The organism is Nocardioides ureilyticus (genome assembly GCF_051280745.1).
In the GTDB taxonomy this organism is placed as follows: Bacteria; Actinomycetota; Actinomycetes; order Propionibacteriales; family Nocardioidaceae; genus Nocardioides.
The window spans coordinates 174,995-196,822 of record NZ_JBNCOG010000002.1 but is presented as its reverse complement, the minus strand read 5'-3'; the positions used below and the strand labels follow the sequence as shown (position 1 = coordinate 196,822).

General features: G+C 73.1%; 24 protein-coding genes and 1 other RNA gene. 17 read left to right on the top strand and 8 right to left on the bottom strand.

Annotated features, from left to right (window positions below):
- Positions 1-2: 2 nt before the first annotated feature.
- Entirely contained in the window at positions 3-518 is a 516-nt protein-coding gene (locus ACSMHG_RS02245) for a sigma-70 family RNA polymerase sigma factor (RefSeq protein ID WP_435741736.1), read from the bottom strand.
- Positions 519-707: 189 nt separating this feature from the next.
- Between ACSMHG_RS02245 and ACSMHG_RS02240 the strand changes: the two genes are divergently transcribed.
- Positions 708-2,087: a GntP family permease gene (locus ACSMHG_RS02240; RefSeq protein ID WP_435741735.1), complete on the top strand. Its 1,380-nt coding sequence runs from the start codon at positions 708-710 to the stop codon at positions 2,085-2,087.
- Positions 2,088-2,253: 166 nt separating this feature from the next.
- Here ACSMHG_RS02240 and ACSMHG_RS02235 read toward each other — a convergent pair whose 3' ends face one another.
- A complete protein-coding gene (locus ACSMHG_RS02235) occupies positions 2,254-3,576 on the bottom strand; it encodes an HNH endonuclease (protein ID WP_435741734.1) in 1,323 nt (440 codons plus the stop codon).
- A 106-nt stretch (positions 3,577-3,682) separates the two neighbouring features.
- On the opposite strand from ACSMHG_RS02235, the gene ACSMHG_RS02230 reads away from it, so the two are divergent.
- From ACSMHG_RS02230 to ACSMHG_RS02220, 3 genes are all read left to right on the top strand, one after another.
- On the top strand, positions 3,683-3,955 hold the full coding sequence (locus ACSMHG_RS02230; RefSeq protein WP_435741733.1) for a hypothetical protein: 273 nt from the start codon (positions 3,683-3,685) through the stop codon (positions 3,953-3,955).
- A gap of 215 nt (positions 3,956-4,170) precedes the next feature.
- Complete coding sequence (locus ACSMHG_RS02225; RefSeq protein ID WP_435741732.1) at positions 4,171-4,458, top strand: hypothetical protein; 288 nt, start codon at positions 4,171-4,173, stop codon at positions 4,456-4,458.
- Between the two features lie 389 nt (positions 4,459-4,847).
- Positions 4,848-4,991, top strand: coding sequence for a glycine zipper domain-containing protein (locus ACSMHG_RS02220; RefSeq protein WP_435741731.1), 144 nt, complete (start codon positions 4,848-4,850; stop codon positions 4,989-4,991).
- A gap of 86 nt (positions 4,992-5,077) precedes the next feature.
- On the opposite strand, the gene rnpB is transcribed toward ACSMHG_RS02220, so the two are convergent.
- Positions 5,078-5,475, bottom strand: an RNA gene (gene rnpB, locus ACSMHG_RS02215) — RNase P RNA component class A.
- Between the two features lie 58 nt (positions 5,476-5,533).
- Here rnpB and ACSMHG_RS02210 point away from each other — a divergent pair.
- The 3 genes from ACSMHG_RS02210 to ACSMHG_RS02200 are packed head-to-tail and all read left to right on the top strand — an operon-like array spanning position 5,534 to position 6,534.
- Positions 5,534-5,977 (top strand): tetratricopeptide repeat protein, encoded by a 444-nt coding sequence (locus tag ACSMHG_RS02210; protein ID WP_435741730.1) that lies wholly within the window; start codon positions 5,534-5,536, stop codon positions 5,975-5,977.
- Between the two features lie 30 nt (positions 5,978-6,007).
- On the top strand, positions 6,008-6,229 hold the full coding sequence (locus ACSMHG_RS02205; protein ID WP_435741729.1) for a hypothetical protein: 222 nt from the start codon (positions 6,008-6,010) through the stop codon (positions 6,227-6,229).
- A gap of 2 nt (positions 6,230-6,231) precedes the next feature.
- A complete protein-coding gene (locus tag ACSMHG_RS02200; RefSeq protein ID WP_435741728.1) occupies positions 6,232-6,534 on the top strand; it encodes a hypothetical protein in 303 nt (100 codons plus the stop codon).
- 22 nt (positions 6,535-6,556) lie between these two features.
- On the opposite strand, the gene ACSMHG_RS02195 is transcribed toward ACSMHG_RS02200, so the two are convergent.
- Entirely contained in the window at positions 6,557-7,531 is a 975-nt protein-coding gene (locus tag ACSMHG_RS02195; RefSeq protein WP_435741727.1) for an AraC family transcriptional regulator, read from the bottom strand.
- 133 nt (positions 7,532-7,664) lie between these two features.
- On the opposite strand from ACSMHG_RS02195, the gene ACSMHG_RS02190 reads away from it, so the two are divergent.
- Entirely contained in the window at positions 7,665-8,336 is a 672-nt protein-coding gene (locus ACSMHG_RS02190; RefSeq protein ID WP_435741726.1) for an NAD(P)-dependent oxidoreductase, read from the top strand.
- Here ACSMHG_RS02190 and ACSMHG_RS02185 read toward each other — a convergent pair.
- On the bottom strand, positions 8,323-9,513 hold the full coding sequence (locus tag ACSMHG_RS02185; RefSeq protein WP_435741725.1) for a PQQ-dependent sugar dehydrogenase: 1,191 nt from the start codon (positions 9,511-9,513) through the stop codon (positions 8,323-8,325). The genes ACSMHG_RS02190 and ACSMHG_RS02185 overlap by 14 nt on opposite strands.
- Before the next feature lie 41 nt (positions 9,514-9,554).
- Between ACSMHG_RS02185 and ACSMHG_RS02180 the strand changes: the two genes are divergently transcribed.
- The gene (locus tag ACSMHG_RS02180) at positions 9,555-10,172 is read left to right on the top strand and encodes a sugar O-acetyltransferase (protein WP_435741724.1); all 618 of its coding nucleotides are present in this window, start codon (positions 9,555-9,557) and stop codon (positions 10,170-10,172) included.
- Between the two features lie 34 nt (positions 10,173-10,206).
- Here ACSMHG_RS02180 and panB read toward each other — a convergent pair whose 3' ends face one another.
- Genes panB through ACSMHG_RS02165 form a run of 3 tightly spaced genes read right to left on the bottom strand, consistent with a single transcriptional unit; the run spans position 10,207 to position 12,029 of the window.
- Positions 10,207-11,070 carry a 3-methyl-2-oxobutanoate hydroxymethyltransferase gene (gene panB / locus ACSMHG_RS02175; protein WP_435741722.1) on the bottom strand — a complete coding sequence of 288 codons (864 nt, stop codon included), beginning with the start codon at positions 11,068-11,070 and terminating at the stop codon, positions 10,207-10,209.
- A gap of 59 nt (positions 11,071-11,129) precedes the next feature.
- Positions 11,130-11,501 carry an antibiotic biosynthesis monooxygenase family protein gene (locus tag ACSMHG_RS02170; RefSeq protein WP_435741721.1) on the bottom strand — a complete coding sequence of 124 codons (372 nt, stop codon included), beginning with the start codon at positions 11,499-11,501 and terminating at the stop codon, positions 11,130-11,132.
- An 18-nt stretch (positions 11,502-11,519) separates the two neighbouring features.
- Positions 11,520-12,029, bottom strand: coding sequence for a VOC family protein (locus ACSMHG_RS02165; protein ID WP_435741720.1), 510 nt, complete (start codon positions 12,027-12,029; stop codon positions 11,520-11,522).
- 42 nt (positions 12,030-12,071) lie between these two features.
- On the opposite strand from ACSMHG_RS02165, the gene ACSMHG_RS02160 reads away from it, so the two are divergent.
- From ACSMHG_RS02160 to ACSMHG_RS02125, 8 genes are all read left to right on the top strand, one after another.
- On the top strand, positions 12,072-14,159 hold the full coding sequence (locus tag ACSMHG_RS02160) for an NAD(+) synthase (RefSeq protein ID WP_435741719.1): 2,088 nt from the start codon (positions 12,072-12,074) through the stop codon (positions 14,157-14,159).
- A 267-nt stretch (positions 14,160-14,426) separates the two neighbouring features.
- Positions 14,427-15,257 (top strand): hypothetical protein, encoded by an 831-nt coding sequence (locus tag ACSMHG_RS02155; RefSeq protein ID WP_435741718.1) that lies wholly within the window; start codon positions 14,427-14,429, stop codon positions 15,255-15,257.
- Between the two features lie 78 nt (positions 15,258-15,335).
- The gene (locus tag ACSMHG_RS02150; protein WP_435741716.1) at positions 15,336-15,554 is read left to right on the top strand and encodes a hypothetical protein; all 219 of its coding nucleotides are present in this window, start codon (positions 15,336-15,338) and stop codon (positions 15,552-15,554) included.
- A gap of 22 nt (positions 15,555-15,576) precedes the next feature.
- Positions 15,577-16,914, top strand: a complete 1,338-nt coding sequence (locus ACSMHG_RS02145; protein WP_435741714.1) for a glutamine synthetase family protein — start codon at positions 15,577-15,579, stop codon at positions 16,912-16,914.
- A 5-nt stretch (positions 16,915-16,919) separates the two neighbouring features.
- Positions 16,920-17,312, top strand: a complete 393-nt coding sequence (locus ACSMHG_RS02140) for a hypothetical protein (RefSeq protein ID WP_435741713.1) — start codon at positions 16,920-16,922, stop codon at positions 17,310-17,312.
- On the top strand, positions 17,309-18,055 hold the full coding sequence (locus tag ACSMHG_RS02135) for a type 1 glutamine amidotransferase (protein ID WP_435741712.1): 747 nt from the start codon (positions 17,309-17,311) through the stop codon (positions 18,053-18,055). The genes ACSMHG_RS02140 and ACSMHG_RS02135 overlap by 4 nt, the downstream gene beginning before the upstream one ends.
- Positions 18,052-21,042: a bifunctional [glutamine synthetase] adenylyltransferase/[glutamine synthetase]-adenylyl-L-tyrosine phosphorylase gene (locus tag ACSMHG_RS02130; protein WP_435741711.1), complete on the top strand. Its 2,991-nt coding sequence runs from the start codon at positions 18,052-18,054 to the stop codon at positions 21,040-21,042. Before ACSMHG_RS02135 ends, ACSMHG_RS02130 begins: the two co-directional genes overlap by 4 nt.
- A complete protein-coding gene (locus ACSMHG_RS02125) occupies positions 21,039-21,815 on the top strand; it encodes an isocitrate lyase/PEP mutase family protein (protein WP_435741710.1) in 777 nt (258 codons plus the stop codon). The genes ACSMHG_RS02130 and ACSMHG_RS02125 overlap by 4 nt, the downstream gene beginning before the upstream one ends.
- Positions 21,816-21,828 lie beyond the last annotated feature (13 nt).

Sequence of the window (21,828 nt, the reverse complement as noted above, 5' to 3'; positions counted from 1 at the left end):
GGTCAGCTCCTCCCGGAGGCGTCGGGCTGCAGGTCGGCGAGGTGGCGGTCGGCGGAGAGGGCCGACAGCGCGCGGGAGAGGCGGCTCTTGACCGTGCCGGGCGCGATGCCGAGCGCGGCGGCGGTCTGCGCCTCGGTGAGCTGGACGAAGTAGCGCAGCACGACGACGTCGCGGTTCGGCTTGCTCAGCCCGGCGAGGGCACGGTGGACGGCGTCGGCGACCTCGACGGCTCCGTGCGGGTCGCGGCCCTCGGCCCGGTGCGGCACGTCGGCGTGCGAGCGCTCGCGCCGCCACGGCCGGCGGTGGCTGTCGCGGACGGTGTTGACGAGCATCCGGTAGACGTAGGCCTCGCGGTTGTCGGCGCCGCTCACCCGGGTCCACGACCGGTAGCACTTGACCAGGGTCGTCTGCGCGGCGTCCTCGGCGTCGGGAGCGGAGCACCCGAGGAACACGGCGGCCCGCACCAGCGTCGGCCACGCCTCGTCGGCGTACGCCGCGAAGGCTGCCTCGTCGTCCATCCGGTCCCCAGTCCCTGCCGTGCTCGCGTCCCTGTCGGGCTCGTGTCGTCGGTACGACGCAGCGCCGGCCCGGTGGGGTTCCCTTGTCTCGGCACCTCCTGCGCCGCACCGGGAGACGGAGGAGTGGCCCAGGGTGCCGGGTGCCCTAGCGTGGGCCCGTCACGGGCGGCCGACTATCGGGAGTCGAGCATGGAAGTACTGCATTCTGCGATCGCGATCCTCGGCGCGATCCTGCTGATCATCAGGTTCAAGGTCGACCCGGTGATCTCGCTCCTGCTGGCCTGCATCTACCTGGGCCTCGCCACGGGCCTCGGCGCCGAGGGCACCGTCACCCAGATCACCGGCGGGTTCGGCGAGATCATGGCCGAGGTCGGCCTGCTCATCGGGTTCGGCGTCCTGATCGGCGCGCTGCTGCACGCGATGGGCACGTTCAGCGACCTCGTCGAGATCCTCGCCCACCGGGTGGGCCGCCGCCTGCCGTACGCGATGGCCGGGACGCTCGCGACCATCTTCCCGTCCATCTACGTCGACGTGCAGGTGGTGCTGGCCGCGCCGATGGCCAAGGAGTCTGCGCCGGCCGTCGACCGTCGCCACGGCCTGCCGTGGCTGGCCGGCGCCATGGCCATCGGCATCTTCGCCGGCTACGTCTTCGTGGTCCCCGGCCTCGCAGCTGTCGCCATCGCCGGTCTGATGGAGGTGCCGCTGGGCGAGTACCTGCTCTACGGGCTGCCGATCGGACTCACGACGGCCCTCGTCACGACGTTCCTGTTCCGGCTGCTGCTGGGACGGGGCTACTGGAACGAGGCCAGCGACTACGACCGGGACTTCGACCGCGAGGCCGCTGGGAACGCGGACGGTGCGCTGGTCGAGGCGGAGGACGGTCCGGTCGCCGGGCGCGCGGCGGCGCTGCCGCTGTGGGTGCGGCTGCTGCCGATCCTCGTGCCGCTCGTGCTGATCGCCAGTGGTGCGATCGCCGGTGTGGCTGGTGCCTCCAACCCCGTGCTCACCTTCCTGGGGGACGCGAACATCGCCCTCTTCCTGGGACTGCTCATCGCCTTCCTCATGGTGCGGACCTCGATCGGCGCCGACGGGGTGGGCGGCGTGCTCGGGTCTGGCTTCCAGACGACCGGCGAGATCCTGCTCGTCACCGGCGTCGGTGGATCGCTCGGTGCGGTGATCGCCGAGAGCGGCATGGACCAGACGCTCGAGAGCCTCTTCTCGGTCAACGAGAGCGCGCCGGTGGTGATCAGCATCCTGCTGGCCTGGCTGATCGCGGCGGTGCTGCACTTCGCCATCGGCTCGGTGTCGGTGGGTGCGATCACCGCGGCCGGCATCATCTCGCCGATCGTCGGCTCGCTCGGTGTGGACCCCGTCGTCATCGCGCTGGCCATCGCCTCCGGCGCCATGTTCGCGCTGCACGTCAACAGCAACTTCTTCTGGATGTTCAGCACCCTCCTCGACCTGTCGACCAAGGGCAGCCTGAAGACGCTGACCATGGCGACCTCGCTCGGCGCGGTGGTCTCGTTGCCGCTCGTGCTGGTGGCGAGCGTGGTGGCCGCGGCCGTGTAGCTGCGCTGACCGCGGCTCGGGACGTTGTCACGGCAGTCGCTCCCGTGAACCCCCCCGGGCGCCAGGAGCGACCGCCGCTCGCCACTAAGGTAGCGTCTTAAGGCATGATCCGGGGCTGATTTCTCGTAGCGTCCGTGCCCGGATCCTGGCTTCAGGCGGCGGGGATTTAGTCGATCCTGATCGGTGGCCGGTCGTGGATGGTGACCAGGGCTGGTGGTCGGGTGTGGTGTCGGTGGCCGGTGGGAGTGAGGGTCTCGATGGTGCCGGCTGGTGAGGGTCTGGCCCGCCAGCCCGGTGCCTGTTTCGCGTAGTTGCACGCTTCGCAGAGGCCTTGGCCGTTCTCGCCGGTGGTGGGGCCGCCGTCGATGACGGCGTCGGCGTGGTCGCTGTGGCGGATGGGTGCGGTGCACCAGGGGGTGCGGCAGACCTGGTCGCGCAGGCGGATGAACCGGGCGAGCCCGGCAGGGAACTGCCTGGCCCGGGAGTCCATGGCGACGAGCTCCCCGGTGGTGGGGCTGGTGTACAACCTCCGCACCCAGACTTCTTCGTTGGTGGTGAGGGCGCCGGCGAGGATCTCGCGGCCGAGCTCGGCGGGGATGGGGCCGTAGCCGTCGAGGTGGGCGGGGTCGTCGCTGGTCCCGAAGGCGGTGTGGTCGCTCATCACGAGGCCGAGCTCGACCTTCGGCCCTCGGGTGGCTTCGTGTCCGCCGAGGATCGCGGAGACCAGGGTGTCGGTCATGACCTGGCCCTTGGTGCGCTCGTCGGTGCCGTCGGCCCGGGCGGCATCAGCGGCCTGGGTCAGCGCGGCGTAGGCGGCGACGCCGTCCTTCACCGGCAGCAGCGCGGTCAGGTAGGTCATGGTGTCCGGTGCGGGGCGCAGAGTGACGCAGCGGTCTTCCTCGGCCTTGCGGCGTCGGGCGACGACGGAGGCGGGGTCGAGGCGGGCGGCGTGCTTGGCGCAGAACCCCGCGACCTCCCGCTCACCCATCGTGGCCAATGACGCGCGCGCGTCGGGGGTGCCGGCCAGGAGCCGGTCGACCTCGAGCCGGTCCTCCAGCTCCAGGCAGGCGGTCTCGCGGACGGCGAGGGTGGCGGCGTGCTCGGTGATCACCCCGGTGCGCCAGGCGGCCCAGGTGTGCGGCAGCTCGGTGGCGATGACCTTCGCCAGGCCGAGGTGTCGCTTGCCGCGGTGGTGGGACTCGCGGCGGGCGAGCGCGACCTGCAGCGCGACCCCGCGCCCGCGGTGCTCGGCAGCCAGCCCGGCCTCGGCCTGCATCGCACGTTGGGAGGTGTCCAGCTCGCGGGTCAGCGCCGCCTGCGCAGCGGTGGCGACCCGGACCAGCTCCTCCAACGCACCGATCGACTCCACCCGACCGGCGTCGTCGAGACCTGAGCCCGACTCCAGTGCCGTCACCAGCCGTTCCTTGACCGCCACGATGCTCGAGGTGCACCACGCCCCGGCATCAGCAGTGATCGCCAGGTCGAACATGTGTTCGATTCTAGTACGACGGTGATCGGGTGTCAACGATCAGATCCCGCCCAGGACACCGAACCGGCGCCGCCCCTTCCGGCCGAGTCGTCCGTATCGTGACGGAGTGCCTTGTGCGGACGACTCGCAGATCAACCGGCTGCTCGAGGAGAGCCGTCGCGGCCTCGACCGGATCGAGGCCGTGGACCTGCCCACGGTGCAGGCGGCGGGCGCTCTGGTCGTGGACATCCGCCCGAGTGAGCAGCGTGAGCGCGACGGCGGCCTTCCCGGGGCCGTCGTCGTCGATCGCAACGTCTCGGAGCGGATCGGTCTCGCCAACGCCACCGACCTGTGTGGCGGGTACCAGGCCTGGCTCGCGGAGAATGCGGCGGGACAGTGATGGCGCGAGCGCGTCAAACGATGCGGGCGCCTGGTGGCCGGCCATTCTCAATCGAGGTGACGCGACGCACACAACAGCTCCCCGAGAAACTCACGTGGGTTGCGCTTAGGCGGGTACTGGAACTGCATGCGCCCGCTACTCGGGTGCGTTTTCTAGTGCCGCACAGCCGCTTTCTCTCGAAGCGTGCTCCGGCGGCACACCAAAAGGAGCAACACATGGCTACGAACACCACTGACCACGGCACGGCCGGCTACGTCCAGGCCCGTCGCATCAGCACCGAGACCAAGGCCTCGGTCAAGACGACTGAGCTCATCGCCTACGTCGCCGCCGTCATTGGCGTCCTGATCGCCTCCGCGATGGTCGACGCGTCGGACTTCGGCGCCCAGGAGGCGTGGTTCTACATCACGCTCCTCACGATCGGCTACATGGTCAGCCGCGGTCTCGCGAAGTCGGGCAGCCGCGACTTCTACGACGACAGCAACGCCGATCACAAGAACCACTGACGCACCGCGTCACCGCTTGACGAGAACCGCTCCGGCCGCCCCTGGCCGGGGCGGTTCTCTCGTCTGGTCGGGCGAGGCGCCTTCGTATGTGCCGCGCCGGTCCGAGACGTCGTTCTCCGGCGAACGTCAGCGCCATGCCGAGAGGCTCACCGCGCGCACCGGGCGCGCTGGCCACGCCTCGCGGGCCTCCGGCCGAAACTGCTCGCCCACGGACAGGTCCGCGTCCGTGTCCATGCCCCCGCACACGCCGCCCGGTCCAACCTCTTCGCCGCCTCACCGTCCGCGACGAGCGGGCGAGCGGACGAGCGGACGAGCGGACGAGCGGCCTACCTCGTGGCCAATCGACCCGGTCTGAACGTTCACGCGGGACTTCACCTACCGTGGGCATCATGAGCAGTGGTGCATGGATGGCGATCGGTATCGGGGTCGGTGCCGCCTTCGGGGTGGCGCTGGACAACATCGCAGGTGGCGTCGCTGCCGGCGTCGTCATCGGTGTCGTCGCGGCCGCGTCGGCCCGTCGCCGGAAGGACTAGCCGCGGCGGTTGGCGGCAGCTCCGTGGCGGCCGGGGGAGTGCGCTCGAGCCGCTGAGCCTGGTTGTGCAGGTCAGCGGGCTCGGTGCGGACGGGCTGGCCTGTAGGCCGGGTTCTGTCCTCGGGACCCTCACGGGCCTCCGAGGGGCGACCATCCATCTACGAGCGCCGTTGCCGACGCCCTCCAGCGGTCTACCCGCGCACTCGGGCGGGCCGCCCTCGAACGCGCGCGCGCCGCAGGTTGCCCTGCGACTTCTTGACCTTGCTCCGGGTGGGGTTTGCCTAGCCGACCCGGTCACCCGGGTCGCTGGTGGTCTCTTGCACCACCGTTTCACCCTCACCGGCTCCGGAGAGCCGGCGGTCTGTTCTCTGTGGCACTTTCCCGCGGGTCACCCCGGGTGGGTGTTACCCACCACCCTGCCCTGTGGAGCCCGGACCTTCCTCGACGCACCCCGAGGGGTACGGCGCGGTCGCCCGGCCAGCCCGTCCGCGGGTCAAGGATCGCACACCTGCCCGTCGTCCGGGCCCGGCGTACCTTGGCGGCATGGACGAGGCCACCGACGACCTGAAGGCGCCCCCGCTCATCTTCCCGGGTCAACGGGGCCCGGAGTCGGCGTACCGGACGGCGTACGACCTGCTGTCGCGCCGCGCCCCCGTGGAGGCCCTCGAGGTGCTCGAGCCGGCTCTCGAGCAGGAGCCGCGGAACACGGGGCTGCGCTCGCTGCGTGCCTGGGCCTTCCTCCTCCGCGCCCAGCTGGGTCGCGCCGAGGAGGAGCTGGCCTCCCTGGTCGCGGAGAACCCCGACGACGACTGGGCCCGGCATGCCCTCGGGCGCGCGCTCGAGCGGCAGGCGCGGCTCGCGGAGGCGCTGCCGCACCTGCGGCTCGCGGCCGCCATGAGCGGCGACCCCGAGCACGAGGTCGCCGTCCTGCGGGTCGAGCGGCGCCTCGCAGAGCTCGGTGAGCGATCCTTCGACGACCTCACCTAGCGGCACCTCCGGCGCGTGTACGTTCGGGGCATGAGCGTGGTCGACAAGGAGTACTGGTACTGCGTCAAGCACCACCGGGTCGAGTCCGGCGACGGCCTCTGCGCCAGCCGGCACCGGTTGGGGCCGTACCCGACCGAGGCGGAGGCGGCCCGGGCTCTCGAGACCGCCGAGGAGCGCAACGAGGCGTGGGAGAGCGACCCGGACTGGAACGACGACGTCGACGCGGCCGACGACCCGCGCGCCGAGGGCTGAGGGTGGCGCTGTTCTCCCGCCGGCGCACCGTCCAGCCGCAGCGACGGCCGGACGCGCTCTCGCCGTGGCCCTTTGTCGGGCTGGTGCTGATGGCGATGGCGTTCTTCCTGTACGCCGCGAGCGGGCTGATCGCGCCGGCCTGGGCCGTCGTGGTGCTGCTCCTGGTCTGGTTCCTGCTGCTGCTCACCTGCTTCGCCTGGTGGAGCAGCCATCCTCGCCGGCTGCCGTGGGTGGGCGTCGGGGCGATGCTCTTCTGGTTCCTCGCCTTGAACGCCGGGGGCGCGTTCCTCGGCTGGACCGCCTGATCGGTCTCCGGCGTGCCGGGGCCTACGTCACCGGGAGCGTCGGGCCTGAGCGCCGCCGACGGGCGTACGCGCCGGGCGTGGTCGCGTGCGCCCGCCGGAAGGCCCGGTTGAACGCCGCCTCCGACCGGTAGCCGACGCGTTCCGCCACCCGGCTCAGGGGCGCGTCCCCCTCCTCGACCAGGCGGGCGGCGAGGTCCATCCGCCACGCGGTGACGTAGCCCATCACGGGCTCGCCGACCAGCTCGGTGAAGCGCGCGGCGAAGGACGACCGCGACATCGCCGCCTCCGCGGCGAGGGCCTCGGTCGTCCAGGGGCGCGAGGGGTCGGCGTGGAAGGCGCTCAGGGCCGGTCCCAGGCGCGGGTCGCGGAGCGCGGCCAGCCAGCCCCGCTCGGGTGTCGCACTCTCGAGCCACGAGCGCACCGCGTGCACGACGAGGATGTCGGCCAGCCGGGAGCTCACCACGTCGCCGCCCGGGCGGGAGGTGCGGGACTCGGCCGCGAGCAGCTCGAACGTCGCCTCCAGCCACGCGCGCCCGGCGTCGTCGTTCGGAGACGCGCGCACCACCGGCGGCAGGCTGTGCAGGAGGCGCGCCGCGGCCAGGCCGCTGAGCTGGACGGCGCCGCACACCAGCTCGGTCGCCGGTCCGGGGCCATCCAGGTGGATCCGCTCGTGCCGGGGGCCGACCTCCACCCGCGGCAGGTCGAAGAGCGGCGTGGCTGGGCTTCCCGGGGCGTCGAGGACGAGGTGGCCGCCGCCGTGGGGAGCCAGGAGGACCTCTCCGGGCACGAGCCGGTGGCCGCGGCCGTCGACCTCCACCACGGCCTCACCGCGAGTGACCAGGTGGAAGACCACCGTGCCCGGCAGCGGCGGCACGTCGATGCCCCACGGTGCGGCCAGGTGCGAGCTGGCGTGGAACACCCGTGTCATGCCGAGGTCGTGCAGGACCTCGGCGAGCGGGTCGGTGCTGACGTCCGGGGCGACGCTGGTGCCGGTCATGTCCGGATCTTGGCGCGTGTCGGACGATCAGGCAAGAAAGGCGGTTGCAGGGACATTGAGCGTCCAGTCGTTCTCGATGAGCCTGGAGGCACGAGCCGAGCCACCAGGGTCCGGCCGGAGCGAGGAGGACGTCATGCGGGTGCTGGTGATCGGAGCGAGCAGGGGGAGCGGACGGGAGACGGTGCGGGCGCTGAGGCAGGCCGGCCACGAGGTGACCGCCCTCGCGCGGACAGCCGCAGCGGTGGAGGAGCCGGTGCCGGCCGGTGGGCGGGGATCGGTGCGGCGCGTGGCCGCCGACGTCCGTGACGCAGCGTCGTTGGAGGAGGCGGTCGCGGGACAGGACGCCGTGGTGGTCACGCTCGGCATCTCCGACAACGCGCTGGCGGTGCGCCTGCGCCGCCGAGCCGGGACGCCGCTCGACATCAGGTCGGCGGGGACGAGGGCGGTCGTGGCGGCGATGCAGCGACAGGGCGTACGTCGGCTGCTGGTGCAGACGACGTACGGGATCGGCGACAGCCACGCCCGCCTCACGCCGTCGCTGAAGTTGTTCTTCCGGCTGGTCCTGGCTCCGCAGGTCGCCGACTCCGCGGTCCAGGAGGACGTCGTACGGCGCAGCGGGCTCGACTGGACGCTGGTGCGGCCGGTCGTGCTGACCGACGACGCCGCCACCGGGCCGGCGCACGTGTCCGACGAGGACGACGTCGCCGGCTGGAAGGTCAGCCGCGGTCAGGTCGCCGGCGCCCTGGTCGGCGCCCTGGAGGACACCGCCACCGTCGGGCGCACGCTCAGCGTCAGCGCGGGCTGACCCGGAGCACGCGGTCGCGCCCGCCGCCGTTGTCGGTGGTCAGCAGCAGGTCGCCGCCGGGGGCGCTGACCACCGAGCGGATCCGCCCGTAGGACCGCAGGGCCGCAGGGACCCGCTCGCCCTTGAGCCGGCCACGCCGGTCGAAGCGGAGGAAGAGCACCCGCTCGCCCTTCTGGACACCCACGGCGAGCATCCCGGCGTACGCGCCCCAACGGCGGCCGCGGACCCACGCTGCGCCCGACGTGGCGATGGTCGGCTCGCCGGAGCTCCAGCGCGCGGACCGCTGCTTCCCCGGCAACCGGTGGTCGGTCATCGGCACCTGCTCGTTGTAGCCGGGGACGGGGTGCCAGCCGTGGTCGCCGCCGGCGACGAGGCGGTTGACCTCGTCGTCGCGGTGGCTGCCGTGCTCGACCGACCAGAGGCTGCCGTCGGCGCGCTGCGCCAGCCCTTGGACGTTGCGGTGGCCGTAGGTGAAGACGTAGCGGGTGCGTCGCTGCGAGGCGTCGGCGAACGGGTTGCCCGGCCACGGCCGGCCGGTGCGCCGGTCGAGCCGGAACACCTTGCCGCCCAGGGAGGAGAGGTCGCGGGGGTTGGTGCCGACAGCGGCGTCGCCGGTGCCGACCAGCAGGGCGCCGTTGCGCGCGATCAGGAGCCGGCAGCCGCCGTGGCGGCCGCTGGTGGCGGGGATGCCGCCGAGCAGCTTGCGGACGGGGACCGCCGTGCGCCCCCGCAGCTTCCACGCCATCACCCGTACGTCGTGGCCGCCGCGGCCGGTGACGCCGCCCTGGCAGGTGTAGAAGCGCTGGTTGTGGCGGAACCGCGGGTCCACCTCGAGGGACATCAGCCCGGTCTCGCCGGAGACCCAGACGGTCCCGCTGGGGAAGTCGACCTCCCGCGCTCGACCGTCGCGGACCAGAAGCAACCGGGCGGAGTCACGCTCGGTGACCAGCAGCCGTCCGCGGGTGATCGGCTTGACGTCCCAGGGCTTGGTCAGGCCGGCGACCACCGTCCGGACCCGCAGCGCCGGGGCCGGGCGCCGGGCGTGGGTCGCGGGGGAGACGGCCGAGGCGGCCTGCTCGTCCTGGGTGACCGACGCCGCGGGGGCCGGACCGGGGCCGAGGACGGTGCCGAGGGACAGGAGCAGCGAGACCGAGAGGGCCGCCGGGAGCAGGCGCATGGCTCTCACGGTAGCCGCGCGGAGCGCCCTAGTCTCTGCCCATGAATCGATCCACCAGGACGGCCGGACCCACGTCGGCGGCGGGCTACGAGCGCGACGGCCGGTCCATGAGGCAGCGGATGCTCGACGGCGACCCCTACATCGCCGACGACCCGGACCTGGCGGAGGCCAGCTCCGTGGCCCAGGACCTGGCCGCCGCCTACAACGCCACGTCGCCGCGGCAGGCCTCGCTGCGCCGCAGGCTCCTCGGGGAGCTGCTCGGCGCGGTCGGCGAGGGCACCGAGCTGCGGCCGCCGTTGTACGTCGACTACGGCCGCCACGTCACCATCGGCGCCCGGTGCTTCGCCAACTACGGCCTCGTCGCCCTCGACGTCGCCGCGATCACCATCGGCGACGACGTGCAGATCGGGCCGAACGTGCAGCTGCTGACCCCCACCCACCCTGTCGAGCCCGGCCCGCGACGGGACAAGTGGGAGGGCGCCGCACCGATCAGCATCGGCGACAACGTCTGGCTCGGCGGAGGCGTGGTGGTCTGCCCCGGCGTCACGATCGGCGAGAACACCGTCGTCGGCGCCGGCTCGGTCGTGGTCAAGGACCTGCCCGCGAACGTCGTGGCCGTCGGCAACCCCGCCCGGGTGGTGCGCTCCCTCGACGGCTGACCCCCAGACCCGTCCGTGGCCCGTCAGCGACCCGTCAGAACGTGTGCTCCGGCCCGGGGAAGGTTCCGGCCTTCACGTCGGCGGCGTAGTCGCGCGCGGCCTGCAGCAGGACGCCGTGGACGTCGGCGTACTGCTTGACGAAGCGAGCCATCCGGCCCGTCCGCAGCCCGAACGCGTCCTGCCACACGAGCACCTGTCCGTCGCAGTCGGCGCCGGCGCCGATGCCGATGGTGGGGATGGCCAGCGTCTTGGTCACCTCGGCGGCGACGTCACCCGGCACCATCTCCATGACGACGGCGAAGGCGCCGGCGTCCTCCATGGCACGGGCCTCCTCGAGAACCTGGGCGGCGGCGTCGCCCCGCCCCTGCACCCGGTAGCCGCCGAGGTTGTGCTCGCTCTGCGGGGTGAAGCCGATGTGCGCCATGACCGGGATGCCGCCCTCGGTCAGCGTGCGCACCTGCGGGGCCATCGCCACGCCGCCCTCCAGCTTGACCGCGTGCGCGTTGGCCTCCTTCATGAACCGCACTGCGGTGAGGTAGGCCTGCTCCGGCGAGGCCTGGTAGGAGCCGAACGGCAGGTCGGCAACGACGAGCGCCCGCCGCGCGGACCGCGTCACGGCCCGCACCAGCGGCACGAGCTCGTCGACGGTCACCGGCAGCGACGTCTCGTTGCCGAAGACGTTGTTGGAGGCGCTGTCACCGACGAGCAGCACGTCGATGCCGGCCTCGTCGAAGGTCTGCGCGGCGTACTGCTCGTAGGCCGTCAGCATCGTGAACTTCTCGCCGCGCTGCTTCATCTCGCGCAGGTGGTGGGTCCGGACGCGCTTGGCCGGTGCGCTCCCGGCGGGCGGCTGGCTGGCCGCCGGCCCGGTGCCGTACGGCGCGGTCTCCTCGCTCATGCAGGCTCCCTGGGTGTCGTCTCGCAGCCTCCGGATGAGGTCCACGGACCACGGTCAGGCTAGACCCGTTCCGGCTCGCCGGGGCCTGTGTCGGTGCTCACGCGACGGGCGCCGCCGGGCCCGTAGGCGCGGCCGACGGTGGCCACCCGCACGCGGTAGTCGACGTACCAGGCGTCGCGGCCCCGCTGCTGGGCGATCCGGTGCTCGGAGACCTGCTTCCACGCCGCCGCGTCCGCCTCGGTCGCCCAGTAGGACACGGTGATGCCGAGCCCGTCGGGTCCGCGGGCGGCCTCGATCCCGAGGTAGCCGGGCTGGATGGCGGCGAGCGCGTCCATCCGCGCGGCCATGGCGGCGTACCCGTGGTCGCCCTCGGTGCGGAGCGCGGTGAACACGACGGCCGTGTACGGCGGCTCCGGGGTCTCGGCGATCACCCGCGCGGCCCTCCTCGATCAGGCGCCGGCGGTGACCGCCGCGTCGGCAGCGGCCTCGAGGTCGGCGACCACGATCCGGCGCATGCCCAGCATGGCCTGCGTGGCCGCCTCCGCGCGAGCAGGATCGGGCTCGGAGACGAGCTCGTGGAGGCGGGTCGGCACCACCTGCCAGGACAGCCCGAAGCGGTCCTTGAGCCACCCGCACATCGACTCCTCGCCGCCACCGGCCAGCAGCGAGGTCCAGTAGTGGTCGACCTCGGCCTGGTCGCGGCAGCTGATCGCGAAGGACACCGCCTCGCTGAAGGCGAACGCCGGACCGCCGTTGATCGCCTGGAAGCGGGTGCCGTCGAGGGTGAACTCTCCGGCCATCACCGTTCCCGGCTCGCCGGGTCCACCCTCCGCGTACCGCGTCAGGTGGCCGATCGCGGAGCGCGGGAAGATCGCGGTGTAGAAGTGGGCCGCCTCCTCGAGCTGGTCGTCGAACCACAGGCACGGGGTGATGCTGGTCTGGGTCTGTTGGATGGTCATCGCTTCTCCTCGGTGTCACCGTGGCGGTCATGGGGTCCGCCGATGCTGGGTACGACCCGGTTCGTGACCTCGACTCATCGCTACGCTCGCGACGTGGACTTCTACTCGGCGTACGCCCACGGGTTCGCGCGCGTCGCGGCCTGCACCCTGCCGATCACGCTGGCCGACCCGGCGGCGAACGCCCGTGCCGTCGTGGAGCAGGCGCGCGCCTGCCACGACGACGGGGTGGCCGTCGCGGTCTTCCCGGAGCTCTGCCTGACCGGCTACTCCGCCGAGGACCTCTTCCTGCAGGACGTGCTGCTGGACGCCGTCGACGAGGCGATCGCCGAGCTCGTCGCCGCCTCGCAGGACCTGCTCCCGGTGCTCGTCGTCGGCGCCCCGCTGCGGCACGGCAACCGGGTGCTCAACGCCGCCGTCGTGGTCCACGGCGGCCGGGTGCTCGGCGTGGCGCCGAAGTCCTACCTCCCGAACTACCGCGAGTTCTACGAGCGGCGCTGGTTCGCACCGGGGGACGACCTCGGCGGCACCACCACGGTCGCCGGCCACGAGGTGCCGCTCGGACCGGACCTGCTCTTCGCAGCGAGCGACGTGCGCGGGCTGGTGCTCCACGTCGAGGTCTGCGAGGACATGTGGGTGCCGATCCCGCCGAGCGCCGAGGCCGCGCTGGCCGGCGCCACGGTGCTGGCCAACCTCTCCGGCAGCCCGATCACCGTCGGGCGGGCGAACGACCGCAAGCTGCTCGCCCAGTCGGCCTCCTCGCGGTGCCTGGCCACCTACGTCTACGCCGCCGCGGGCCAGGGCGAGTCGACCACCGACCTCTCGTGGGACGGCCAGACGATGGTCTACGAGCACGGCGAGCTGCTCGGCGAGACCGAGCGGTTCCCGGACGGCCCGCGGCGCACGGTCGTCGACACGGACCTCGACCGCACCCGCCTGGAGCGCCTGCGCACCGGCACCTTCGACGACAACCGCCGCACCCACGGGTCCTACCAGGCCTTCCGCACCGTGGAGTTCGAGCTCGACCCGCCGACGGGTGACATCGGCCTGCGCCGCAAGGTCGACCGCTACCCGTTCGTGCCCGACGACGCCGACCGCCTCGCGCTGGACTGCTACGAGGCCTACAACATCCAGGTCTCGGGTCTCGAGCGCCGGCTGCAGGCCATCGGCCAGCCCAAGGTGGTGATCGGTGTCAGCGGCGGCCTGGACTCCACCCACGCGCTCATCGTCGCGGCCCGGGCGATGGACCGGCTGGGCCGCCCGCGCAGCGACATCCACGCCTTCACGCTGCCCGGCTTCGCGACCGGCGACACGACGAAGTCCTACGCGACCCGGCTCTCGCAGTCCCTCGGCGTGACCTTCGAGGAGATCGACATCCAGCCGGCGGCGAGCCAGATGCTGGCGGACCTCAGCCACCCCTACGCGCGGGGCGAGGAGGTCTACGACATCACCTTCGAGAACGTCCAGGCCGGGCTCCGGACCGACTACCTCTTCCGGCTCGCCAACCACCGCGGCGGCATCGTGCTCGGCACCGGCGACCTCTCGGAGCTGGCGCTGGGCTGGTGCACCTACGGCGTGGGCGACCAGATGTCGCACTACACCGTGAACTCCGGGGTGCCGAAGACGCTCATCCAGCACCTGATCCGCTGGGTGATCAGCAGTGGCCAGTTCGAGGAGGACACCAACGCCGTGCTCCAGGACATCCTCGACCAGGAGATCACCCCCGAGCTGATCCCCACGCGCGAGGACGACCTGCCGCAGAGCACCGAGGAGAGCGTCGGCCCCTACGCCCTGCAGGACTTCACCCTCTTCCAGGTCCTCCGCTACGGCATGCCGCCGTCCAAGATCGCCTTCCTGTCCTGGCACGCGTGGCGCGACAAGCAGGCGGGGGAGTGGCCGCCGGGCTTCCCCGAGCACCGGCGTGCGGAGTACGACCTCGCGGAGGTCCGCGCCTGGCTGGTCGTCTTCGTCAAGCGGTTCTTCGCCAGCCAGTTCAAGCGCTCGGCGCTGCCCAACGGGCCGAAGGTCTCGGCCGGCGGCACCATGTCGCCGCGCGGGGACTGGCGGATGCCGTCGGACGTCACGCCCGCTGCCTGGCTCGCCGAGATCGAGGCGCGGGTGCCCCGGGGTTGAGCGCCGTGCCGCGGGGCCGTTCCCGTGACGGTGGTCGCGCGGTAGCCTCCGCTCGAGGGCGCGACGGCGGGACGTCGGCAGCGACCGGCTCGGCGCAGGAGGGGGCGGGATCGATGGTCTCTCCTGACCTGGTCGCGCCTCCCGGCCGAGGACCGGCGCTGCTCTGGGCCGTCGTCGTCGTCAGCGGCGCTGTCGCTCTTGTCGTGCTCGCCGTGCCCGTGCTGGCTCCCGGGTCCGTCGACGCGTCCTTCCTGTCCGGCGTGGTCCGTGGCGCATCTGGCCCCCACCCGACTGGTGCGTGACCACGCCGTGGACCGCGGTGCCCGGGCCCGCGCTTGGTCGACGCTCGTCGTCGCCGCGGGGCTCGGAGCCCTCCTGGTCGCCTCGCCGTGGATCACCGACGAGCCGGCGTCGGCGGGGCGCAGCACGATGCTGGTGCTCTTGGGACTGGCGTGCTGCTCCGTTGCGGTTGTCGTGTGGCTCGCCCAGCTGGCGCCACGGGACCCGGGGGCGCGGGTCGCCCTGCTCGCCGACTCCGCGATCGAGGTCCGTCTCCGCCCGCACCAGCCGCTCGCCGTGCTCGTGCTCGGGCTCACCTGGTCCGCCTTGCTGGCGGCGGGTGTCGTCCTCGGGGGTTCCGGGGCGCTGCTCCTCCTGCCCGTCCTGCTGCTCTTCCTCTCGCTGGTCCCCGACAGCGCTCGGACACTTGTGCGCCGACCGCGGCTGCGGTACGACGCAACCGGGATCCAGCTGCGCGGTTGGCAGAGCGACGCAGCGATCGCCTGGGACGACGTCGTCGACGTCGGCCTGGTCGCTCCGGACCGGAGGCGGCCGCAGGTGCGGATCGAGGGGCGGGCCGGCGCTGCGTCGTACCAGCGCACCAGCCGGCGGCTGGTCCTGACGCTCGAGCCGCGGCCGGACCGGGAGCTGGTCGACGTGCCGTTGCTGGCCCTGGACGACCCGGGGCGCCTCCTCACCCACCTCGATGCCGTCCGCCGTGATGCTGAGCAGGACCGGGCGCGCTGGTTGGACGCTGAAGCGGTGCGGTACCTCACCGGGGACGACGCGGGTCTGCGGCCCGGCGGCAGGCGCCCGTAATGCCACGTCCTGAACCGGACATCCATCCTGGGGCGGCCGGCCTGCGGCCTGGCACCTGACGCTCACCCCGACCAGCTGGTGCTCCAGACACCTGGCCTCGACGCCGAGCTCGCCTGGGATGACGTCGGCACCATCGACTACGTGGCCACCGAGAGCCGCTGGGCGGCCGTGTCGGTCGTGGCGGCGCGCGACGTCACGCTGCCGCACGAGCTGGCTGCTGCTGGCCATGGACGTCGCCGGTCGCGACGGTCGGCGGTGATGCTGTCCCGCGGATTGCCCTCCGACTCCGGTCTCTGACGTCGCGCCCTAGGCTGGCGCCATGGGCAAGCAGGAAGACTTCGTTCTCCGCGCTCTCGAGGAGCGTGACGTCCGGTTCGTCCGGCTCTGGTTCACCGATGTGCTGGGCTTCTTGAAGTCCGTCGCGGTGGCACCGGCCGAGCTCGAGGGCGCCTTCGACGAGGGCATCGGGTTCGACGGCTCCGCGATCGAGGGCTTCGCCCGCGTGTACGAGGCCGACATGCTCGCGAAGCCGGACGCCTCGACCTTCCAGATCCTGCCGTGGCGGGGCGAGGGTCCGTCGGCTGCGCGGATGTTCTGCGACATCGAGATGCCCGACGGCTCGCCGTCGTACGCCGACCCGCGCCACGTGCTCAAGCGGACGCTGAGCCGGGCGGCCGATCGCGGCTTCACCTTCTACACCCATCCCGAGATCGAGTTCTACCTGTTCAAGAACACCCCCGAGGCGGGGGAGGAGCCGGTGCCGGTCGACCGCAGCGGCTACTTCGACCACACCGCCCAGTCCAAGGGCGCGGACTTCCGCCGCGAGGCGATCTCGATGCTGGAGTCGATGGGCATCTCGGTGGAGTTCAGCCACCACGAGGGCGGCCCGGGCCAGCAGGAGATCGACCTGCGCTACGCCGACGCGCTCACCACCGCCGACAACATCATGACCTTCCGCACCGTCATCCGGGAGGTCGCGCTCGGCCAGGACATCTGGGCGTCGTTCATGCCGAAGCCGTACACGACCCACCCCGGGTCCGGCATGCACACCCACGTCTCGCTCTTCGAGGGCGACCAGAACGCCTTCTACGAGGCGGGCGCGCAGTACCAGCTCTCCCGCACCGGCCGGCAGTTCATCGCCGGCGTCCTGCGCCACGCGCCGGAGATCAGCGTCGTCACCAACCAGTGGGTCAACAGCTACAAGCGGATGATGTTCGGCAGCGAGGCGCCTTCCTACATCTGCTGGGGCCACAACAACCGCTCCGCGATGATCCGGGTGCCGATGTACAAGCCCAACAAGGGCCAGTCGACCCGCATCGAGATCCGCACGATCGACGCCGCGTGCAACCCCTACCTCGCCTACGCCGTCGTGCTCGCCGCGGGCATGAAGGGGATCGAGGAGGACTACGAGCTGCCCCGCGAGGCGGAGGACGACGTGTGGTCGCTCAGCGAGCGGGAGCGCAACGCGCTCGGCATCGACCCGCTGCCGAAGAACCTCAACGACGCCATCAGCATCGCCGAGCGCTCCGAGCTGCTCGCCGAGACCCTCGGCGAGCAGGTCTTCGACTTCTTCCTGCGCAACAAGCGCTCGGAGTGGGACGAGTACCGCGGCCAGGTCTCGGCGTTCGAGCGGGACCGCATGCTGCCGGTGATCTGAGCGCCGTGGCCACCGGCGACGAGGAGATCGTCTACAGCCACGACCGGGTGCGCCGCCTCCGCCTGGCGCTGCGGGTGGCGCTGGGCGTCGGTGTGGTCGTCGCCGCGCTGGCGCTGTGGGGACTGGTCGTGGTGCTGCCCGACGGCGGCTCCGGTTGGCCGTTCCCGGTCCTCCTCCTGGCCGCCGGTGCCGCCCTGGTGGCCGCCCCCGCGATCAGCCTGCGCCGGCTCCCCGCCCGGGACGCGGCCGCCAAGCGGGCGAGCATCGTGAGCGGCGCCCTGCTGCTGCCGTGCTCCCTGCTGCTGGGCCAGCTCGGGTTCGTGCTCGTCGTCATCGGGCTCGCCGTGCTGTTCCTCGCGCTCATCGCCGACGACCCCGAGATCGGCGGCGCGCGATGAGCCGGGTCCTGGTGGTCCAGCACGCGGCCAACTGCCCGCCCGCGCTCGTCGGCGACTGGCTGGCGGACGCCGGCTGCGAGCTGCACGTGGCCACGCCGTACGACGGCAGCCCGGTGCCGCCCCTTGCCGGCCACGACGCCCTGCTGGTCCTCGGCGGCCCGATGGGGGCGAACGACGACGCCGACCATGCCTGGCTCCCGGTGGTCAAGGAGCGGGTCCGCGAAGCCGCCGCGTCGGGCGTGCCGACCCTCGGGATCTGCCTGGGGCACCAGCTGGCCGCCGTGGCGCTGGGCGGCACCGTCGAGGTCAACCCGCGGGGCCAGCAGGTCGGCCTGCTCGAGGTCGGCTGGACGGCGGGGGCTGCCGACGACCCGCTCCTCGGAGAGCTCGCCACGCCACGGCGGGGCGTGCAGTGGAACAGCGACGTGGTGACCCGCCTGCCCGAGGGCGCCGCCCTGCTCGCGAGCACCCCCGAGGGCGAGGTGCAGGCGGCGCGGCTCGCGCCGCGGGTCTGGGGCCTGCAGCTGCACCCGGAGGTCACCGCCGAGGTGCTGCGCCCGTGGGCCGACGAGGACCGCGGGTCCCACGAGGCCCGCGGCATCGACCAGGAAGCGCTGCTGAGCGAGATCTCCGCGGCCCACGACGAGCTCGAGGCGGCGTGGCGGCCCCTGGCCGACCGGTTCGCGGCGCTGGTCCGGGCCACACGCTCAGGCGTCGCCGTGGAGCCGGGGACCACGTCGTGACCCGGCCTCAGACGTCGAAGGGGAGCCTGCTGCGGATGGGCTTCCTCGACGGAGAGGCCGCCTCGGCCGCCCTCGGCGAGCTCGGCGGGGGCGCGGAGCCGCTCCTCGCCCTCCTCGCGCGGACCGCCGACCCCGACCTCGCGCTCGCGACCCTGGTGCGGCTCTGCGAGGCGCTCGGGGACCGGCGCGAGCTGCTCGCGGACCTCGTCGACGACGAAGGGACGGCGATGCGCCTGCTCGCGGTCCTGGGCGCGTCGGCCGGCCTGGGCGACCACCTCGTCCGGCACCCCGAGCAGTGGCGCGACCTGCGCGACCCGACGCTCGGCTCCACGCGGCCGGCGGCGTTCGTGCTGCGCCGGGAGCTCCTGCGAGCCGTGGGGGCGGATCCCGACGCCCCGGAGCCGGTCGCGGCGCTGCCCGACGGGGAGGCGCTCGACGCGCTGCGGGTGGAGTACCGCCGGCTGCTGCTGCGACTGGCCGCGCGGGACCTCGCCCACGGGATGGGCGTCGATGACGTGGCCGCGGAGCTCAGCGACCTCGCGTCCGGCACGCTCGAGGCCGCGCTGGCCGTCGCCCGGGCCCGGGTGGGCGAGCCCGCCCGGCTCTGCCGGCTCGCCGTCATCGCCATGGGCAAGTGCGGCGCCCACGAGCTCAACTACGTCTCCGACGTCGACGTGGTCTTCGTCCACGAGCCGGTCGACGGCGCGGACGAGAGCGCGGCGCTGCGTGCGGCGACCCAGCTGGCGAGCAACATCGTCCAGGTCTGCTCCGACCACACCGGCGAGGGCACGATCTGGCCCGTCGACGCCGCGCTGCGACCGGAGGGCAAGGCCGGTCCACTCACCCGGACCCTCGCCAGCCACCGCGGGTACTACGAGCGGTGGGCGAAGACGTGGGAGTTCCAGGCGCTGCTCAAGGCCCGGCCGGTCGCCGGGGACCGGGAGCTCGGCGCGGCGTACGCCGAGATGGTGGCGCCGCTGGTGTGGGGCGCGGCCGAGCGCGAGGGCTTCGTCGCCGACACCCGGGCGATGCGGCGCCGCGTGCTCGAGCACATCCCCGCCCGTGAGGCCGACCGGCAGCTGAAGCTGGGCTGGGGCGGGCTGCGGGACGTGGAGTTCGCGGTGCAGCTGCTGCAGCTCGTCCACGGCCGTGGTGACGAGGCGCTGCGCTGCACGGCGACGCTGAGCGCGCTCGCCGAGCTCACCCGCGGCGGCTACGTGGGCAGGCCGGACGGCGAGGCGCTGCACGAGGCCTACGCCTTCCTGCGCACCTTGGAGCACCGCATCCAGCTGTTCGGCCTGCGGCGCACGCACGTGGTGCCCGAGGACGAGGACGCGATGCGTCGCCTGGGCCGCAGCCTCGGGTACTTCCGGGACTCGGCGGCGACGCTCGACAAGCAGTGGCAGCACCACCGGCGCGAGGTGCGCCGCCTGCACGAGAAGCTGTTCTACCGACCGCTGCTGGAGGCCGTCGCGGCGATCCCGGGCCCCGGCGTCCGGCTGTCGACCGCGGCAGCGGGCGAGCGGCTCGCCGCTCTCGGGTACGCCGACCCGAAGGCGGCGCTGCGCCACCTGGAGGCGCTGACCACCGGGGTCTCGCGCAGCGCCAACATCCAACGTGCGCTGCTGCCGGTGCTCCTGCAGTGGTTCGCCGACGGCCCCGACCCCGACGGCGGCCTGTTCGGCTTCCGGCGGATCAGCGAGGCGCTCGGGGACACCCCGTGGTACCTCACCACGCTCCGGGACGAGGGCGCGGTCGCCGAGCGGCTCGCCACGATCCTGGCGACGTCGCGCTACGCCACCAGCCTGCTCGAGCGGGAGCCGCAGGGCGTCCGGATGCTCGGCGGGGACCTCACGCCGCTCGGCGCCCGGACGCTGGTCGAGGAGATGGTCAGCTCCGCCGGGCGCCAGGAGGATCCGGAGAAGGCCGTGCGGGCGATCCGGGCGATCCGCCGCCGCGAGCTCTTCCGGGTCGCTGCAGGCGACCTGCTCGGACTCATCCCGGTCGACCTCGTCGGGGCCGGCCTGAGCCGGCTGACCGACGCCACCCTGGAGGCGACCCTGGAGGTGGCGGGGCGCGCCGTCCGCGCCCAGCGGGGGCTCGACGAGGCGCCGACCCGGATGGCGATCGTCGCGATGGGCCGCTACGGCGGGTTCGAGCTGTCCTACGGCTCCGACGCCGACGTGCTCTTCGTCCACGATCCCGTGCCCGGTGCCGACGCCCGCCAGGCCACGGCGTACGCCCAGGCGGTGGCCAACGAGCTGCGGCGGCTCCTCGCGCTCCCCGGCGGTGACCCCGCCCTGCAGGTCGACGCCGACCTGCGCCCCGAGGGCAAGCAGGGCCCGCTCGTGCGCACCCTCGACTCCTACGCCGCCTACTACGCCAAGTGGTCGAAGGTCTGGGAGGCGCAGGCGCTGCTGCGCGCTGACGCCGTCGTCGGCGACGTCGACCTCCGTCGGCGGTTCGAGGAGCTGGTCGACCCGCTCCGCTTCCCCGCCGACGGGATCTCCGACGAGGACGTGCTCGAGGTGCGCCGGATCAAGGCGCGCGTGGATCGGGAGCGGGTGCCGCGCGGCGTCGACCCGGCGCTGCACCTCAAGCTGGGCCCCGGCGGGCTGGCCGACGTGGAGTGGACCGTCCAGCTGCTGCAGATGCGCCACGCCGGCCGGGTCGAGGGGCTGCGCACCACCCGGACCATGGACGCGCTCGACGCCGCCCGCGACGCCGGGCTGGTCACCCCCGGCGATGCCGAGACCCTCCAGCAGACGTGGCGCCACGTGAGCCGGGTGCGCAACGCCGTCACGCTGGTGCGCGGCACGCCCCACGACCAGCTGCCCCGTGACGCGCGCGAGCGCGCGGCGGTGGCGAGCATCCTCGGTTATCCCCCCGGAGAGACCGAGGGCATGGTGAACGACCACCTCCGGCACACCCGGCTGGCCAGGGCCGTGGTCGACCGGGTCTTCTGGGAGCAGGGAGAACCGACATGAGCGACGTCCGGGCGAGGGCCGCGGAGCTGCGCCGACTGCACGAGGCGCCCGAGCTGCTGACGCTGGTCAACGTGTGGGACGTGGTGAGCGCACGGGTGGTGGCCGCCGTGCCGGGCACCCGCGCCCTCGCGACCGCGAGCCACTCGATCGCCGCGACCTTCGGCTTCGACGACGGTGAGCAGATCCCGCTCGACCTGCACCTGGGCATGGTCGAGCGGATCGTCGCCGCCACGGACCTGCCGGTCACCGCCGATCTCGAGGGCGGGTACGGCGACGCTGCCGGCACGGTTCGGCGGGCGATCGACGTGGGTGTGGTCGGCGCCAACATCGAGGACCAGCTGAGGCCGGTCGCGGAGGCGGCGCGGCAGGTCGAGCGGGTGGTGCGGGTCGCCGACCAGGCGGGGGTGGACTTCGTCCTCAACGCCCGCACCGACGTCTTCCTCCGGGCCGGCGACCGCGACCGGCGGGAAATCCTGGCCGAGGCGGTCGAGCGGGGCCGGGCCTACCTCGACGCCGGCGCGCCGGTGGTCTTCGTCCCCGGCTTCCTCGACGAGCGGGAGGTCGCCTCGCTCTGCGAGGCCTTCGGTCCGCGCCGACTGACCCTCATCGGGCTCCCGGGGCATCCACCGCTCGCGCGCCTCGAGGAGCTCGGGGTGGCTCGCGTCAGCTTCGGCCCGGTGCCGCAGAACGTCGCCCTCACCGCGCTGCAGCTGATGGTGGAGGAGGTCCACCGCGGCGGCACCGCGCCCGAGGACACTCGCCGCCTCAATTGAGGCGCGTGGGAGG